At 72.7% G+C, this 16,097-nt stretch carries 14 protein-coding genes; 5 read left to right on the forward strand and 9 right to left on the reverse strand.

From position 1 onward, the window contains the following. Positions 1 to 379 precede the first annotated feature (379 nt). Positions 380 to 907 carry an ATP-binding protein gene (locus ACZ6RT_RS33820; protein WP_470158021.1) on the forward strand — a complete coding sequence of 176 codons (528 nt, stop codon included), beginning with the start codon at positions 380 to 382 and terminating at the stop codon, positions 905 to 907. Here the strand turns inward: ACZ6RT_RS33820 and ACZ6RT_RS33825 are convergent. The 3 genes from ACZ6RT_RS33825 to ACZ6RT_RS33835 are packed head-to-tail and all read right to left on the reverse strand — an operon-like array spanning position 794 to position 3,582. Next, positions 794 to 2,320 (reverse strand): WS/DGAT/MGAT family O-acyltransferase, encoded by a 1,527-nt coding sequence (locus ACZ6RT_RS33825; protein ID WP_470158023.1) that lies wholly within the window; start codon positions 2,318 to 2,320, stop codon positions 794 to 796. The genes ACZ6RT_RS33820 and ACZ6RT_RS33825 overlap by 114 nt on opposite strands. A 3-nt stretch (positions 2,321 to 2,323) precedes the next feature. Continuing rightward, a complete protein-coding gene (locus tag ACZ6RT_RS33830; protein WP_399196632.1) occupies positions 2,324 to 2,458 on the reverse strand; it encodes a hypothetical protein in 135 nt (44 codons plus the stop codon). Positions 2,459 to 2,511: 53 nt separating this feature from the next. Then, entirely contained in the window at positions 2,512 to 3,582 is a 1,071-nt protein-coding gene (locus ACZ6RT_RS33835) for a PucR family transcriptional regulator (protein WP_470158025.1), read from the reverse strand. 146 nt (positions 3,583 to 3,728) lie between these two features. Here ACZ6RT_RS33835 and ACZ6RT_RS33840 point away from each other — a divergent pair, with 146 nt between their 5' ends. Beyond that, complete coding sequence (locus tag ACZ6RT_RS33840) at positions 3,729 to 5,030, forward strand: serine hydroxymethyltransferase (RefSeq protein WP_399196655.1); 1,302 nt, start codon at positions 3,729 to 3,731, stop codon at positions 5,028 to 5,030. A gap of 242 nt (positions 5,031 to 5,272) precedes the next feature. Here ACZ6RT_RS33840 and ACZ6RT_RS33845 read toward each other — a convergent pair whose 3' ends face one another. Then, on the reverse strand, positions 5,273 to 6,373 hold the full coding sequence (locus ACZ6RT_RS33845; protein WP_470158027.1) for an NADH:flavin oxidoreductase/NADH oxidase: 1,101 nt from the start codon (positions 6,371 to 6,373) through the stop codon (positions 5,273 to 5,275). A gap of 123 nt (positions 6,374 to 6,496) precedes the next feature. Here ACZ6RT_RS33845 and ACZ6RT_RS33850 point away from each other — a divergent pair, with 123 nt between their 5' ends. Both ACZ6RT_RS33850 and ACZ6RT_RS33855 read left to right on the forward strand, forming a co-directional pair. Further along, a complete protein-coding gene (locus ACZ6RT_RS33850) occupies positions 6,497 to 6,895 on the forward strand; it encodes an ArsR/SmtB family transcription factor (protein ID WP_470158029.1) in 399 nt (132 codons plus the stop codon). 133 nt (positions 6,896 to 7,028) lie between these two features. After that, complete coding sequence (locus tag ACZ6RT_RS33855) at positions 7,029 to 7,247, forward strand: DUF2277 domain-containing protein (RefSeq protein ID WP_399196628.1); 219 nt, start codon at positions 7,029 to 7,031, stop codon at positions 7,245 to 7,247. A gap of 436 nt (positions 7,248 to 7,683) precedes the next feature. Here ACZ6RT_RS33855 and ACZ6RT_RS33860 read toward each other — a convergent pair whose 3' ends face one another. The 5 genes from ACZ6RT_RS33860 to ACZ6RT_RS33880 form a co-directional block, all read right to left on the reverse strand. Continuing rightward, a complete protein-coding gene (locus tag ACZ6RT_RS33860) occupies positions 7,684 to 7,854 on the reverse strand; it encodes a hypothetical protein (protein ID WP_399196627.1) in 171 nt (56 codons plus the stop codon). Positions 7,855 to 8,132: 278 nt separating this feature from the next. Beyond that, positions 8,133 to 10,169, reverse strand: coding sequence for a Xaa-Pro dipeptidyl-peptidase (locus tag ACZ6RT_RS33865; protein WP_470158031.1), 2,037 nt, complete (start codon positions 10,167 to 10,169; stop codon positions 8,133 to 8,135). Positions 10,170 to 10,269: 100 nt separating this feature from the next. Continuing rightward, the gene (locus ACZ6RT_RS33870) at positions 10,270 to 11,307 is read right to left on the reverse strand and encodes a glycoside hydrolase family 6 protein (RefSeq protein WP_399196625.1); all 1,038 of its coding nucleotides are present in this window, start codon (positions 11,305 to 11,307) and stop codon (positions 10,270 to 10,272) included. Further along, the gene (gene glxA, locus ACZ6RT_RS33875; RefSeq protein WP_399196624.1) at positions 11,304 to 13,526 is read right to left on the reverse strand and encodes a radical copper oxidase GlxA; all 2,223 of its coding nucleotides are present in this window, start codon (positions 13,524 to 13,526) and stop codon (positions 11,304 to 11,306) included. Before glxA ends, ACZ6RT_RS33870 begins: the two co-directional genes overlap by 4 nt. Beyond that, complete coding sequence (locus ACZ6RT_RS33880; RefSeq protein ID WP_470158033.1) at positions 13,523 to 15,268, reverse strand: glycosyltransferase family 2 protein; 1,746 nt, start codon at positions 15,266 to 15,268, stop codon at positions 13,523 to 13,525. Before ACZ6RT_RS33880 ends, glxA begins: the two co-directional genes overlap by 4 nt. 175 nt (positions 15,269 to 15,443) lie before the next feature. On the opposite strand from ACZ6RT_RS33880, the gene ACZ6RT_RS33885 reads away from it, so the two are divergent. After that, positions 15,444 to 16,091, forward strand: coding sequence for a pyridoxamine 5'-phosphate oxidase family protein (locus tag ACZ6RT_RS33885; RefSeq protein ID WP_399196622.1), 648 nt, complete (start codon positions 15,444 to 15,446; stop codon positions 16,089 to 16,091). Positions 16,092 to 16,097 lie beyond the last annotated feature (6 nt).

The raw sequence follows: 16,097 nt of genomic DNA on the forward strand, positions 1-16,097 counted from the left end.
CCCCCCCCCCCCCCCCCCCCCCCCCCCCCCCCCCCCCCCCCCCCCCCCCCCCCCCCCCCCCCCCCCCCCCCCCCCCCCCCCCCCCCCCGCCGCCGTTCCCGGTCTCCTCCTCGCCGTTCCCGGCTTCCGCTCGTCCTCATGCGCGACCCGGCCTCTCGCGTCGTGCGCGACCCGGCCTGTCGCGTCCCCCTACGCGACCCGGCTTTTCGTGGCCTCGCGCGGTCTCGCGGCGGGGTGTTTCCCGCCTCCGACCTGGGCGATCACGGTCCGGCCGCGCCGCCTCGCACCGGCACCGCACGGGCGGGGAATCGGCCGTGGCCGGTTAGGCCCGAACGTGCAGGGCAAGTGCTCTGGCAACCGGCTGTGAAAGGAGGGGACCGTGGAGGCAACCATCGCGCTGCGTCTGCCGCGTGACGCCGCGAGTGTTCCCGTCATCAGGCAACTTCTCGACTCCTCGCTGCAGGCCCTGGGCGTCATCCCCCAGATCCGCGAGGACATCCAGCTCATGCTCTCGGAGGCGTGTTCCAACGTCATCCAGCACGCCACCCCCAGCGACGACTACATGGTCAGCACCGAGCTGTCCCGGGACCGTTGCGTGATCAAGGTGGTGGACGCCGGCAACGGCTTCGACTTCGACGGCGCCTTCTCCCCCGCCCCCACCTCCGAGCACGGCAGGGGACTGCTGATCATGCAGGCCCTGGCCGACGACATCCGGTTCGTCAACCGGCACGAGAAGGGCTCGATCGTCTGCCTGGAGAAGGCACTGCGCTTCGTCGACGACGCCCCGGGGCTGTCACTGCTGCTCAACGAGGAGCTTGAGCTCGACGAGGGCGTCCCCCAGGTAGTCGGTGACGGTCCACACGTCGGGGACCATCTCCCGGCAGGCGATCACGCCGACGTCAAGTGAGCCGTCGTAGGAGAAGACCGTGATGTTCAGCCCTCCGCTGGCGTCGGTCACCACCGAGACCGGGTGGTACGCCAGCAGCCGGGCGCCGCTGATGTAGAGCGGGAGCTGCGGGCCCGGGACGTTCGAGATCATCACGTTGATCGGGCCCGCGCTCCCGGCGAAGAGGTTGAAGGCGGCGCGCGCGGCCAGGCCGGTCAGCGCGGCGGGCATCATGTCGCTCATCTCCTGCAGCCAGCGGGCCGGGGCGAGCGAGGAGCGCTCCTTGATCAGCCGCATCGCGTCGCGTACCGCCATCAGGCGTTCCAGCGGGTCGGCCACCTGGGTGGCCAGCGTGGTGATCATGATGGTCACCTGGTTCCCGGTCCGCCGGTCCCCGGGGGTGCGCAGCGAGAACGGCACCCCGGCGACGAGCGGCTGCTCGGGCAGGGAGCCGTGCTTGAGCAGCCACTGGCGCAGCGCCCCGGCGCACACGGCCATCACCACGTCGTTCACGGTGACGCCGAGGGCGTTCTTGACGAGCTTGACGTCCTCCAGCGGCAGGGTGGTGAAGGCGAACCTGCGGTGCGCGCTGATCCTGCCGCTGAACGGGGTGCGGGGGACGACCATGCGGGGCATCTCGGGCACCTCGGCGGTCCCGGCCAGCCGGTTGGCCAGGTGCCGGGTGGCCCGTGAGATCGTCCTGGCCCCGGGCATCTGGGAGACCAGGGGGATCTCGTCCAGGTGCGGGACCGCGTTGACCAGGAAGCGCACCGTGTTGGCCGGGTTGACGACGGCCTTGGCGATCCCCCTGGCGAGCATCTCCCGGGTGTCGATCGTCTCCGCGGGCTCGGCGGGCTCCACGAGCCCCGAAGGCCCCGCGGGATCCTCGGACCCCTCGGATTCCGCGGACTTCGCGGACTTCCCGGACCGCGGGGACTCCGGGAACTCGGGCTCGGCGAGGTCGGGCGGTTCCGGCGAGGTGTCCAGCAGGCCGGCCAGCACGTCGGCGCCGGTGACGCCGTCGACCGCGGCGTGGTGCACCTTCATGTACAGGGCCGTGCGGTTCCCGGCCAGGCCGTGGATCAGGTACATCTCCCACAGCGGCAGCCGCCGGTCCAGCCGGCGGGCGTGCAGCCTGGCCACCTGCTCCCCGAGCTGCTCGTCGCTGCCGGGCGCGGGCAGCGCGAGCTCGCGCACGTGGTAGTCCAGGTCGACCGCGTGCTCCTCGGTCCAGTAGGGGTGGTCCAGTCCGAGCGGGACGGGCACCAGCCTCATCCGGAAGGGCGCCGCCAGGTGCAGCCTCCTGGCCAGCAGCGACACCAGGTCGCCGCGCGACAGCCCGCCCGACAGGATCGCCAGCCCCCCGATGTTCGCGACGTTCGTCGAGGTCTCGAAATTCAGGAACTGCGTGTCCACCGCGTTGAGCTGTCGCACCGTCTACCTCCGGGAAGTCGTCCTCCCATCCTGCTCCCGTGAGGTCGTCAGGGCCAGCGCCGCGAGCGCGGCGAGCATGACCACCGACACCAGGACGAGTGACAGCGGGATGAGAGCGAACACGACGAGAACGGTCATGATCTCACTGATCAACTGCGACACCGGAAAGCCCTGCCCGGTTCGTCCGGCCGTTACACCGCGTTCCAGCGTCCGAGCTTCAGCGCGAGATGGAGTTCTAACCTGTGGGTTCCTTTCTTGAGGTCGCGGTCGGCCAGCTGCTCGATCCTGGTGAGCCGGTAGTACAGGCTGGTGCGGTGCAGGTGCAGCAGCCGGGCGGTCTCCTGGACGTCTCCCCCGCTGTCCAGGTAGGTCTCCAGGGTGACGACGAGCCCGGGGTGCTCGCGCAGCGCGTCCAGCGGCCCGCCGGCATGGCCGGAGGCGTCGGTGACCGGTTCGGCCAGCAGCCGGTACACGCCCAGGTCCGGCCAGCGGGCGACGGGTCCCAGCCTCGGCTCGGCCGCCGCCGCCCTGGCCGCGACGAGCGCCTCGCGGTGCGCCCGTACGGCCGACTCCAGCCCCGGGTGCACGGCGCTCACCCCGGCGCCCGCGCCGGTCCGCGCGACCAGCCGCTCCCCCAGCGCCACCGCGTCCTCACCGCGGTTGAGCAGCAGCACGGCGTGCCGGTCCAGCATGGTGAAGGCCGGGGGGCGCAGTGTCCTGGCCAGTTCCGCGCCGACCGCCTCGCGCACCCCGGCCGGCTCCCCCCGGAGGGCGAGGACGCGCAGCGGTCCCTCGCCGAGCACGCCGGCCGCGCGCCGCACCCCGATCTCGCCGGTGAGCAGGTGGCCCAGGGTGTGGGAGCTGCCGCCGTCGTCGAGCAGGGCGGCGATCGCGGCGGCGTCGCGCACGGCCCTGGCCCGCTCCTGCGGGCTCAGCGGGCCGGCCCCCTCGATGATCCACAGGTAGCCGACCCGGCGGTCCTGGTGGAGCAGCGGCACGCAGAGCCGGCCGACCATGCCGAGCGCGGCGTTCTCGGGGACCCTGACCGGCTCCCTGGCCGTGCTCACCCCGTGCGCCTCCTGCCAGGCGGTCACCTCCGCCGGGACCGACCGCGACAGGATGGCGTGCGCCCTGACCGGATCGGCGTCGCCGTGGTGGGCGCTGTGGGCCACGACCCGGCCCTCCAGGTCGTCCACGGACATGCCCCGGCCCACCGCCGCGGCCAGCGACTCCAGCAGTTCCTGAACATCATCCGCGATCACCGTCCGATCCTACATATGTAGGAAGGATCTCCACCGGCGGAACGATGACGGGCCACCGCGCGCGTCGTAGCGTCACAGTAGTCACAGTCCGGGCGCGCGTCTCGCCAGAGCCGTCCGGCCGATCGGCGGAAGGACGTTCTTTGGAGATGCGCAGCCGCGTCGCCCCGTGGGCCCCGCCCCGGGCACAGCTGCGCCTGACCGAGCTGGAGTCGGAGGTGTCCGGGCTGGGCCTGGACGCGGTGACCCGGCTGGTCGACGCGGTGCTGGCCGAGCACCGGGGCCGCCTCGACGAGGACGGCGTGGTCCTGTACGCGGGCACCAACACGATGAGCGAGCGGGCCAGGGCGGCCCACGAGATCTCCATGGGATGCCGTCCCTCGATGGGCTGGCCCGGCGACAAGTACCAGACCGGCCTGGACGAGCTGGACGTGCTGGAGGTCCTCGTCCCGCTCCAGGTCGCCGCGCTGATGGGCGGCGAGTTCGCCGAGGTGCGGCTGCAGAGCGCCACGCTGGCCAATCTGGCCTGCTACAGCGCGTTCACCGCCCCGGGCGACACGATCGCGGTGCCGCCCGAGGAGGCCGGGGGCCACGGCGCCCGGAACGCGCGGGCCGTGGCAGGCATCCGGGGGCTGCGGGTCGCCGACCTGCCCTACGACGCCGCGCGGCTCGACGTCGACCACGACGCCCTCCCGGCCTTCCTGCGCGAGCACCGGCCCGCGCTCGTGGTGCTCGGCACGGGGCTGATGCTGTTCCCGTACGACGTCGCGCGGGTGCGCGCGGCCTGCGACGAGGTCGGCGCGCTGGTGGTGTACGACGCCTCGCACGTGGCGGGGCTGATCGCCGGCGGCCGGTTCCAGTGCCCGCTGGGCGAGGGCGCGCACCTGCTGACCATGTCCACCTACACCTCCTTCGGCGGCCCTCCGGGCGCGGCCGTGGTGACCCGGGACGAGGAGCTGGCCCGCCGGGTGTCGGCGGCGGCCTACCCGGGCCTGACCGCCAACTACGACGCCTCCCGCCTGGCGCCGCTGGCCGTCGTCGCCGCCGAGCATGCCGCCGGGGGCTCCGGCTACGCCGACCGCTGCCTGGCCAACGCCCGGGCGCTGGCCTCGGCGCTGGACGCGGAGGGCTTCACCGTCTTCGCCGCCGACCGGGGCTGGACCGCCTCGCACCACGTGGCGGTGGACGCCACCGCGTTCGGCGGCGGGGACGAGGCCGCCAGGCTGCTGGCCGAGGGCGGTGTCTACCTCAGCGGCATCGGCCTGCCCGGCCAGGCGCCCGGCGAGCCCATGCGGGGCCTGCGGATCGGCACCCAGGAGGTGACCCGGCGCGGTTTCCCCCCGGAGGCCATGGGCGCGGTCGCGGCCCTGATGCGCCGCCTGCTGATCGACGGCCATGATCCCGCCAGGGTGCTGCGGGACGCGGTGGCGCTGCGCCACGCCACCCCATGATCCCGGACCGGCCCGCTCGACCCCCGGAGGCTCGCCTCCTGGCGGGCCGGTCCGCTTCCCCCTCCTGCCGGTGACCGGCGGGACGGCCCGCGTCCCCCCTCGCGGGCCGCCCCGTCCCGGTCCCCGCCCCGAATCCCGTCCGGTCGCGCTCGCGAGCGTGTCCGGAGGGGATCGGCGTGGCCGCCGTGAGGTCCCGCGGGACCCGGTGGACCCCGCGGGATCGCGCGGAACCTCGGGGCGGGTCAGACCGCCCGGTGGTACTGGTCGGGCCAGCGGGCGCCGGCCGGGGCCAGCTCGCGGGCGGCGAGGTTGGGCCAGTAGGGGTTGCGCAGCAGCTCGCGGCCGAGCAGCACGGCGTCGGCCCGGCCGGAGGCGACGATCTCCTCGGCCTGCCGGGGGTCGGTGATCTCCCCGACGGCCCCGACCGGCAGGTCGGTCTCGGCCTTCACCCGGGCCGCGAACGGCACCTGGTAACCGGGTCCGGTGAGGATGCGCGCCCTGGGGACGTTGCCTCCGGAGGAGACGTCGAGGAGGTCGACGCCGTGGGCGAGCAGGTCCTTGGCGAAGCGGACGGTGTCGTCGACGCTCCAGCCCTCGCGGTCGTCGGCGGGGTCCTCGGCGAGCCAGTCGGTGGCCGAGATGCGGAAGAAGACGGGAAGCTCCTCGGGCCAGACCGCGCGCACCGCGTCGACGACCCGGAGCGCGAACCGCGTCCGGCCCTCGTAGGAGCCGCCGTAGGCGTCGGTGCGGTGGTTGCTGAACGGCGAGAGGAACTCGCCGATCAGGTAGCCGTGCGCGCCGTGGACCTCGGCCACCCGGAAGCCCGCGGCCAGCGCCCGCCGGGCCGCGGCGGCGAAGGCGTCCACGAGCCGGTCGATGCCGTCGGTGTCCAGCTCCTCGGGGACGGGGTGGCCGTCGGCGAAGGGGATCGGGCTCGGCGCGACCGGCCGCCAGCCGTTCTCGCCGGGACCTGTGGGGGCGCCGCCCTGCCAGGGGCGGCGGGTGGAGGCCTTGCGCCCGGCGTGCGCGAGCTGGATGGCGGGCACGGCACCGTGCTCGGACAGAAAACGGGTGATGCGGGCGAACGCCTCCTGCTGGCGGTCGTTCCACAGGCCGAGGTCGGCCGGGCTGATGCGGCCCTCCGGCGTCACCGCGGTGGCCTCGGCCATGACGAGCCCGGCGCCGCCCACCGCGCGGGCGCCCAGGTGGGTCAGGTGCCAGTCGGTCGGCACCCCCTGCTCCGGCCCCTCCTCCGCCGCGCAGTACTGGCACATCGGAGACATCCAGATCCGGTTGGGGACGGTGAGGCTGCGCAACGTCAGGGGCTCGAACAGGGCGCTCACGGCCGTACTCCTTCTCACGCGGGGGCATCCGGGGGTGACGCGGGGACGGGCTCCCCGGCTCACGGTCATACGATAAACGACGTACTACGAGAGATGTCAAACTACGATCGTTCTCGTACAATCATGACGACCCGCGAGAAGGGAGACCGCGTGCCGACCGCCCCCGCCGCCAGGACCCTGGACCACCCCGAGCCCGGCGAGATCACCCTGGAGGGCGTGCTGCACGCGCTGTCCGACCCGATGCGCCTGCAGATCGTGCGCTTCCTGTGGCCGCTGGAGGAGGACGAGGAGGCCCCCTGCTCGGCGATCGACCTGGCGATCACCAAGTCGACCACCACCCACCACTTCCGGGTGCTGCGCGAGGCGGGCGTGATCAGGCAGGTCTACCGGGGCACCGCCAAGATGAACGCGCTGCGCCGCGGTGACCTCGACGCGCTCTATCCCGGCCTGCTCGACGCGATCCTGACCGCCGACGCGGCCCGGCGCGAACGCGAGGAGCCGCTCGCCCGCTCCCCCGCGTGACCCCGGCCGGGGCTCCCGGCACCTCCCGGGCCGGTGCCGCCGGAATCCGCGGACCCATCGAGAGGGCGGGCGGCGCGCCGGGCCGGGGCGAGCCGGCGGGCGAATCGTCGGTGGCGCGCAGTACCGTCCTGGCATGTGCCGGAGTATCAAGACCCTTCGTGAGCCCTACGTCAGCGACGTGACCGAGGAGGACGTACGAGCCGCCGCGCTCCAGTACGTCCGCAAGATCTCGGGATTCCGTGCCCCGTCGGCGCGCAACGCCGAGGCGTTCGACAGAGCCGTGGAGGAGGTGGCCGCGGCCACCCGGACCCTGCTCGGCGACCTGCGGCTGAAGCAGGTCGCCCGCGACTGACCGGGGCTCCGGGCGCCGCGGCCTCCACCACCGGGCCTCGACCACCGGGGCTCCGGACACCTGGCCTCCGGATGGCCGGGCCCTGAACACCCGAGCCCCGAACGTTCAGGCCCTGAAGATCCGGGTCCGGAGCACGGGCCCGGAACGCCGGAAGCCCGGCATGCGCGCAGGCATGCCGGGCCGTGAGTCACGCCGGGTCCCGGCCGGTGATGGCCGGTGGGCCGATGGGCCGGTATCGACCCCCGAGCGATACCGACCGGCGCACAGGACCGGGGCCCGGGTCCGCTGACGCCTGCCCGGACACGGCGGCGGTGCCGCCCGTCCGAAAGACGCCGGCGCCACCCGTCCGGCACGGCGCCGTCTGCCGGACCTGGCGCCGGTCACCCGGGCCTGGCGCCGTTCGACGAGCGTGGCGCCGGCCACCCGGGCACGGAGGTCACCCGCGCGTGTTCGAGGAGCCGAACAGCCTGCTCGCGAACATGATCACCACGCCCACCAGGCCGATGATCAGCGCCCACTTGATGAGCGTGAACAGGAAGCCCAGAACCGAGCCCAGCAGGAGGAAGGCGATCACCACGGCCGCCACGATCAACAGAATTCGTCCCATGCCCCCACGCTAGGCCCCGCCGCCGCCCGGCGGCAGGGCCCGGCGCCGATGTCAGGGACAAGCCAGGGTTCCCCCTCAGGGTCGCCCGGACCCCACCGAGGACGCGCCGGGGACGCGTCGGGGAAGCGCCGGGGCGGGGGCCGGGCTCCGTCGGCCGGCCACCCCGCCGTCCGAACACCGCCGTCCGAACACCGCCGTCCGAACACCGCCGTCCGAACACCGCCGTCCGAACACCGTCGGCCGGACGCCGTCGGGCGACCGTCGTCAGCCGGCCACCGTCACCGCAGCACCGACCGGCCGCCGACCAGGGGCAGCCGCACCGAGGTCCGCGCGGGCTCGACCGAGACGCCGGTGCCCGGGGGCAGCCGCAGGGTGAAGTCCCGGTCGGTGGACAGCAGCACGACGCCGATGCGGTGACCGGCCTTGAACACGTGGTCGTTCGGCTGCAGGTCGAAGCCGAAGTCGTAGAAGCGGCCCTCGCGCAGCAGGTCGGTGCGGGAGGCGGAGTGACGGTTGCGGACGTCGATCCACCCCCGCGTGATGATCTTGTAGGGGGCGGTCACCGTGACGTGCTCGGCCAGCCGCGCGCACCCGGTGTCGCCCGCCACGCCCTGGCCGTAGCAGACCGGGGTGTCGCCGTAGACGACGTCGCCGTAGGCGCGGGCGTCGGTGCCGTAGTCCACCAGCAGCGCCGTCAGGTAGGGCGAGCGCCCGCCCTTGAACGAGGCCCGTACCGAGATCTCCGGGGTGCCGGACAGGCGCGTGTCGCGGGTCAGCGGGGCCGAGAGGTAGGCCAGGCGGTTGGGGTCGGTCGCCTCGGCGTTCTCGGCGAGCAGCTCGGCGGTGCGGACGCTCTGGTCGACGAAGGACTCCACGGCGCGGTCCCGGGAACGGCCGACGTCCAGGGTGCCGTTACGGCCGCCGGAGCCCGGGGCCAGGTGGAGCCGGACGTCCTCGGTGCCCGGCAGCGGCCACGAGGCGTGCCGTTCCCACCGGCCCGGCCCGGACTCCACGTCGGCCTGGGGCTCGTTCATGATGCCGTTGGACAGGCCGTACAGGTGGTGGTCGAACCAGTGGTGCAGCTGGCGCAGCCACTCGGCGTTGCGCCCGGCGTAGGAGAACGGGTTGAAGTGGCCGCCCTGGTGGAGCCAGATCTTGCGGGGCACGTTCCGCTCGGCGAGGGCGTCCCACCACTGCACGGCCTGCTTGGTCTTGACGTTCCAGTCGTTGAGGCCGTGCACCAGGAAGACGGCCGCGCGGACCTTGCGCACGTCGTCGAGGTAGTTGCGCCGGTCCCAGAAGTCGGAGTAGTCGCCGGTGACGCGGTCCTGTTCGCGTTCGATCGCGTCGACGAACGCGCCGCAGGCCTTCTGGGCGTCGGCGCGCGTCAGCACGTAGCGGGCCAGCACGTCGGCGTCCTCACCCTGGTAGCCGCCGGGGGCCAGCACGCCGCCGTTGGCGCGGTAGTAGTCGTACCAGGAGGAGATGGCCGCGATCGGCACGATCGCCTTGAGTCCCTTGACGCCGGTCGCGGCGACCGCGTTGGGCAGCGTGCCGTTGTAGGAGACGCCGATCATGCCGACGTTCCCGGTGGACCAGCCGGCCTTGACCTCGTTCCCGGCGGCGTCGAAGGCGCGGGCGCGGCCGTTGAGCCAGTCGATCGCGGCCTTGGGGCCGGCGGTCTCGTTCGGCAGGCCGGTCGTGGGACAGCCGGTCGCCCGTCCCGAGCCGAGGTTCTCCACCAGGACGACCGCGTATCCGCGGGGCACGAAGTAGTTGTCGTAGTAACCGCGGAAGGGCGGGGCCTCGGCGCGGGCCACGTCCAGGCCGTCGACGCCGAACATCTCGTCGCGCAGGTCGTCGAACTTGTTGCGCCGGTACTCCATGCCCGCGGGGTCGGAGCCGTCGAGGTCGACGACGTGGTTGGGCACGTCGTTGCCGCCGGCGTAGTAGGGGCTCGCCTCCATGATGACCGGCACCTTGAGGCCGGAGGCGGTCGCCCTGGGACGCATGATGTCGGCCGCGACCCGGTCGGGCAGCCCGTCGGCGTCGCTGTCGACCCCGGCGACCTCGACGAACACCGTCTCGGTCAGCGCGTCGGCGCGCGAGTGGACCGGCTGGGTCTCACCGTCGCGGACCGCGGGCGCGGCCGTCGGCGCGGTGACCGGCGCCGCCGCGGCAGGGGCGCCGGCGACCGGCGTCCCGGGGAGCGGTGGATCGGCGGGCGACGCCGCGGCGGGCGACGCGACGGCCGGAAGCACGGCGAGCGGCACGGCGGCCACCGTCGCGGCGACGATCATCTTCCATCTGTTCATCAGGAAGGCTCCCAGAAGGTAGCTGAATATCTGACTACTCCGGTCAATCTCCTGCGAAGCAATCTTGACCTGCAAGATCGAAGGTATAACGAATGAGCGGCTATCCCGCGTTACGCGCGAGTTCCAGCGCGTATTCGGGGAACCAGTCGCCCGCCCTGGGCTCCCCGCGGTGGCACTCACCGTCCGACTCTCCCGGTCGCTTGATCCACAGGAAGGCGTCCACCCGTTCCCGGCCGGTCTCGGTGGTCGGCTCGGTGCCCAGCGCGCGTCCCTTGGGGTTGCACCAGGCGTCGTCGCCGTGGGCGTCGCGGACGGGGCCGTTGCCGTTGCGGGAGGTGTCGATGACGTAGTGGGCGCCCCCCAGCCCGTCGGAGAGCCTGCGGGCGACGGCGACGCTCTCCTCGACGGTGAAGAAGTTGCTGACGTTGAAGGCGAAGCCGTCTGCCTGAGGGACCCCGGCCCTGCGCATGGGCTCGGCCCAGTCGTCCGGGTTCTTGATCCAGCCGGCGTTCCCGGCGTCCACGTAGACCTTGGTGGCGGGCTGCCTCTTGAGCGTCTCCACCGCACCGCGGAGCAGGTCCAGGCGCTCACCGGCCTGGCCGCCCCGGGTGCAGTTGTCGAGGATGTGGGCCAGCGCGTCGGGTTCGACGATCACCCAGGCGGGCCGGTCGCCGATGCCCGCGGCGAACCTGCCGATCCAGGCGCGGTACTCGTCCGCGCCCGCGGCGCCGCCCGCGGAGAACCGCCCGCAGTCGCGGTCGGGGATGTGGTACGCCACCAGGACCGGTATGCGCCCCGCCTGCCGGGCCTTGGTCGTGATGTCGGCGACCCTGCCCTGGGGGTCCTGGTCGCCGATCCAGATGGCGTTGGGACGGTCGGCGATCCGGCGGATCAGCGCGGCCTCCTCGCTCTTCCCCTCCCCCTCCAGCCTGCGGACCTCCTGGGCGGCGGCGCTGTCGGGGTCCACGTAGAAGCCCGTGCCCGCGGGGCTCTCCGGGGAGGCCGGGGGCGCGGAGGAGGCGGCCGTGGCGGGCGTGCCGGATCCGGACGCGCCCGGACCGGCCGGGCCGGGGTCGGCCGCGCAGGCCGCCGTGGCGAGCGCGAGGGCCAGCGCGACGGCGAGACCGTACCTGTTCATCGAGTACCTCCGGCGTGCGGACCCCGGGACCGTTCCTGGGGAGGGGAAGTGACGGGACGCCGTGCGGCGTCCGCGCGGGTCCCCGTGGGAGTCGCGGGGGTCGTGGAGGTGTCCGCGCGGGTCTCGGCGGGGGTCCGCACGGGGGCCTCCGCGGGTGACTCGGCGGGCGTCCTGGTCCACGGGTCCGCCTGCCGGCGCGACCGCGGCTCCCCCTGGACGCGGACCCAGCGCGCCGGGGACGGCGTGCCCCGCTCGGTGACACCGAACAGCATGTACCACCCCGGAGGGACCAGGGCGGGATTGGAGGGAATCGTCACGATGATGCCGCTCTTCACCCGGATGAAGTTCAGCCTGATCGAGCGCTGCTCCACGTCGGTGACGTGGGTGACCGCGCTCGGGCGCATCAGCCGCACCTCGCGGATGCGGGCGGCGTCGGGGGTCTGGAAACCGGCCCGGCGGCCCGGTCCCACGCTCTCGCGCCCGCCGGTGAACACCGGCGCCTTCTCCCCGTTGTGCAGGTAGGTCGGGGTGTAGATCTCGATCCGCTGGTCGAAGGTGCCGGGGAGCGACCCCACCTCGTCGGCGAAGAGCGGGTCGGACCCCATGCTGAGCACCCGGCCGTCGGGCAGCAGCAGTCCCTCGGCGTGGTAGTTGCGGCCGACCGCGGGAGAGGCGGCCTCGTGGAAGCGGTTGGTCGCCGGGTGGTAGACCTCGGCGCGCAGCACGTCGCTGGCGCCCCGGCCCCGGTAGTCGCCGGAGCCGTTGAAGGAGAGCACGGTGTCGTCGGGCAGCAGCACGGCCGACGGGTAGCGCACCGGGTGCGACAGGTCGGGGCCGCGCACGTAGCGGGGGCTGGCCTCGTTGAGGTCGACGATGGCGGTCCTGGCGGTGGAGTTGGGCAGGCCCGGCTGGCGTTCGCCGACCGGCCCGCCGCCCATCACCATGACCCGCTGGTCCTGGGCGGGCGGCAGCAGCACCGAGGCGCCGGTCTCGTTCAGCTCCGGCTGAGGCAGGCCCGGAACGGGGGTGAACGCCTCCGTCTCGTCCGGCGCCAGGCCGCCCACCCCTCCGGGGGTCCTGACCAGGCGGTCGGTGTCGCGCCGGTAGTCCCAGATGCCGGGCGGGCGCAGGGCGAGCTGCCCGGGGCCGTATCCGGCGCTCATCCCGGAGAAGAACAGCATGTCGTCCTCGAGCAGGAACAGCGCCGGGTAGGTCGGGAAGAAGCGCTTGGGGCCGGGCCTCCAGGTCTTGGTCCTCGGGTCGTAGATCTCGTTGTCCCGGGTGATCTGCCCCACGGTGTCCAGGCCGGAGACCGTCATCACCCTGCCGTCGGGCAGCTCGGTCATGGTCGGGTACCAGCGCCCCTCGGCCATGTCCTGGACCTTGTGGTAGCGCTCGGTCACGGGGTCGAACTCGTAGGCGTCCTTGATGCCCTGGAAGTCCTGCTTCTCCAGCGTCATGCCGCCGCCCATGGCGTACAGGTCGCGTTTCTGGCGGCCCTTGAGGCCCTGGATCCCGTACTTGACCGAGCCGGGCCGCGCGGTGAGCACCCCGGCGGCGCCCTCCGTCACCGCCTCGGCGAAGACCTTGGTCTCGCTGGGCCTGATCCGCACCTTGCCCGGCACACCGCTCTCGATCTTCCTGGCGGGCGGCACGGTGACGTGGTCGAGGGTGCGGTAGACCTGCCCTCCGGGAGCGGTCAGCAACGTACCGGGGTGGAAGTCCCTGGGCCTGGCGTCGGGGTTCTCGTTCTTGATGACCAGGGCTCCCGCGGCCCGCTTCACCTTGGACTTCAGCACCTCGAAGCGCTTGGTGCCGCCCGCGATGAGGAGCCGGCCGTCGGGCAGCGCCACGTGACCGGCGCAGAAGAAGTCCACCGGGGTGTCGACGAGCTTGAACTCCTCGGGCCGGCCGGGCTTCGACGGGTCCCACAGCACGGTCTTGAAGGTGCCCTTGTCGAAGTTCGCGGCGTTGTTACCTGAACCGGCGACGATGAGCACCTTGCCGGTGTGCAGCAGCGCGGCGTGGATGGCGTTGACCTTGAACCTCTCCGGGACGTCGAGGAAGGTCCAGTGGCCGTGGGTGGCCTTGTAGTCCGGCCGGTTGATGCTGTAGTCGTGCCACTGCCGGGTGGCGAACCCCGCGACGGCGGGCAGGTTGACGGCCAGGATCACGGCCACCACCATCAGGCCGGCCAGGTTCTTGCGCAGGCGGCTCACGAGCGGACCTCCCCTGGGGCCTGCGCACCGGCCCGGGCGCCGCGCAGGCCCCAGGCCCACATGACGAGCGGTCCGGTGCAGATGACCAGGGCGAGGATCGCCCACAGGGTCATCACCAGGTGGACGTGGCCGGTCCAGAACACGGTCAGCAGCAGCCCTCCACCGAAGATCGCCGCCCACCACAGGTGGATGCGGAACGTGGCGATCTGGTCGGGGCTGGCCGAGTCGCCCTTGGGGGTGACCACGAACTTGCTGGGCCTGCGCAGCGCGGCACCCAGCAGGGAGGTGACGTAGACGGGCGCCGACAGCGCCGACATGACCATTCCCGCGACCCCGGAGGAGCCCTCGGGCTCGTGCGGGCTGACGTTGTGCCGTCGGTTCCAGGTGTAGAGCATGACCTGCAGCAGCGCCGCGTCACCGTACAGCATGAGCCACATGTCCATGGGCACGGTGACCCCCGAGCCGCCGACGGCCATGAACAGGGTCGCGCTGAGACCGGCCAGCAGCCAGTTCAGCGCGGACATCGGGTAGAACGTCACCATCAGGGTGTAGTTGAAGAACCGTCCCGGTGACAGCCGGGGCGCGGCCCTCCAGAACTGGGTGAGCAGCGTCTCGTAGGTGCCGCGGCTCCAGCGCAGCTGCTGGGTGAAGAAGTCGGTCCACGACGACGGCCCCTCGCCCACGGCCAGCACGTCGGGGGTGTAGACCGACATCCAGCGCTCGCCGGTCCGCGGGTCGCGGGCGCGGTGGAACTCGATGCCGGTGGCCATGTCCTCGGTGATCGAGTCGTACAGGCCGCCGATCTGCTTGAGCGCGCGGATGCGCACGGCGTTGTTGGTGCCGACGAACATCGGCGCGCCGTACAGGTTCCCGGCGCGCTGGATCAGCGAGTGGAACAGGAACTGCTGGCTCTCGGCGGCCTTGGTGACGCCGGCCTCGTAGTTTCCGTACACCTGGGGGCCGACCACGAAGGCCACCCTCGGGTCGCGGAAGTAGCCGAGCATGCGCTCGCAGAACTCCGGGAGCGGGACGTGGTCGGTGTCGACCGAGACGAAGAAGTCGTACTCGTCGCCGTGCGCGTCCAGCCAGCTGTTGTAGTTGCCGTGCTTGGTCCTCGCCCGGAACGCGCCCTTGGCCTGGTTCCAGTGGGGCACGCCCTTGCGGCTGAAGTGGTGGACGCCCAGCCAGTCGCAGAGCTCGTGGATGTCGGGGTCGTCGCCCTCGTCGAGCAGCCAGACGTCGAACACCCCGTCGTGGCGGACCTTCAGCGCGGCGGACAGGGTCTCCCTGACCATCTCCAGCGGCTCCTTGCCGGGGACGCAGGTGGTGATGAACGCCACCCGGGTGCCCGGTTCGGGCGGAACCGGGACGGGGTCTCGCGCCGCGAGCATGGCGTGCACGTTGGAGACCACGCTGACCAGGCGGAAGACCTCGATCAGCGCGATCGCCACGAGCATGACGCGGTCGGCCACCGGCAGGTACCACGGGAGCGCGCCGTAGGGGTCGGGCCGGACGGTCCAGTGGTCGGGCTGCAGCAGCCAGATCATCAGGGTGAACTCGACCAGGAGCGCGGCGACCATCAGCAGCACCGCCCGCACCCGGTGCGGCTCGGTGGCCAGCAGGGAGCGGTAGCGCACGCGGTACGGGGTTCCGGGGTCCGGTTCGGTCACCGGCCCGGCCAGCCTGCTGAACCTCTCGTAGTCGTAGGGAACGGTTCTCGCGGCGTCGGCGGGGGCGCTCATCGATCCAGCGACCTCGCAGCGCGCGAAGACAAGCCCAGCACTGTTCCCCCAGGTAGATCGCGTAGGCCGCTCCGCTCCACGGAAAAGTCAACCGCGGCCCGCGTGGTGATAAATCGCGACACATCATATTGCGGCCGGTAAGTAAGATCGCCCCGCCGGGGACTAGCCTTGTGCCATGGCCTCCCCCGACACCCACGAACCCGGCCGGATCGTCACGATCACCTCGGAGGAAGGGCTCCGCCGGGTCACCGGCGAGCCCTCCGAGGCCGTGCTGCGCAAGGACATCGGCCGCCTCGACGAGCACGCGCGCACCTTCATCGGCGCCTCGCCGTTCGTCCTGCTGGCCACCTCCGGGCCCGACGGCACCTGTGACGTCTCCCCCCGGGGCGAGGAGGCCGGCGGGGTACTGGTCCTCGACGAGCACACGCTGGTCATCCCCGACCGTCCCGGCAACCGCAGGATCGACAGCCTGCGCAACATCGTGGTGAACCCGAACGTCGGCCTGCTGTTCATGGTGCCGGGCACCGAGGAGACCCTGCGCGTCAACGGGCGGGCCCAGGTGGTCAGCCAGGCCCCGTACATGGAGCGGCTGAGCGTGCGGGGGAAGGTCCCGGCGCTGGCGATCAGCGTCGAGGTGCGGGAGTGCTTCTTCCACTGCTCCAAGGCGTTCCGCCGCTCGTCGCTGTGGCGTCCCGAGCGGTGGCCGGCCCGCGAGTCGCTGCCCACGCTCGGCCAGATCATGAAGGACCAGCTCTCCCTGGACGTGCCGGCCGAGCTGATCGACGAGGACCTGAACGCCGCCGCCCGCGACACCCTCTACTGACGGCAC

Source organism: Streptosporangium sp. NPDC050148, from assembly GCF_055586505.1.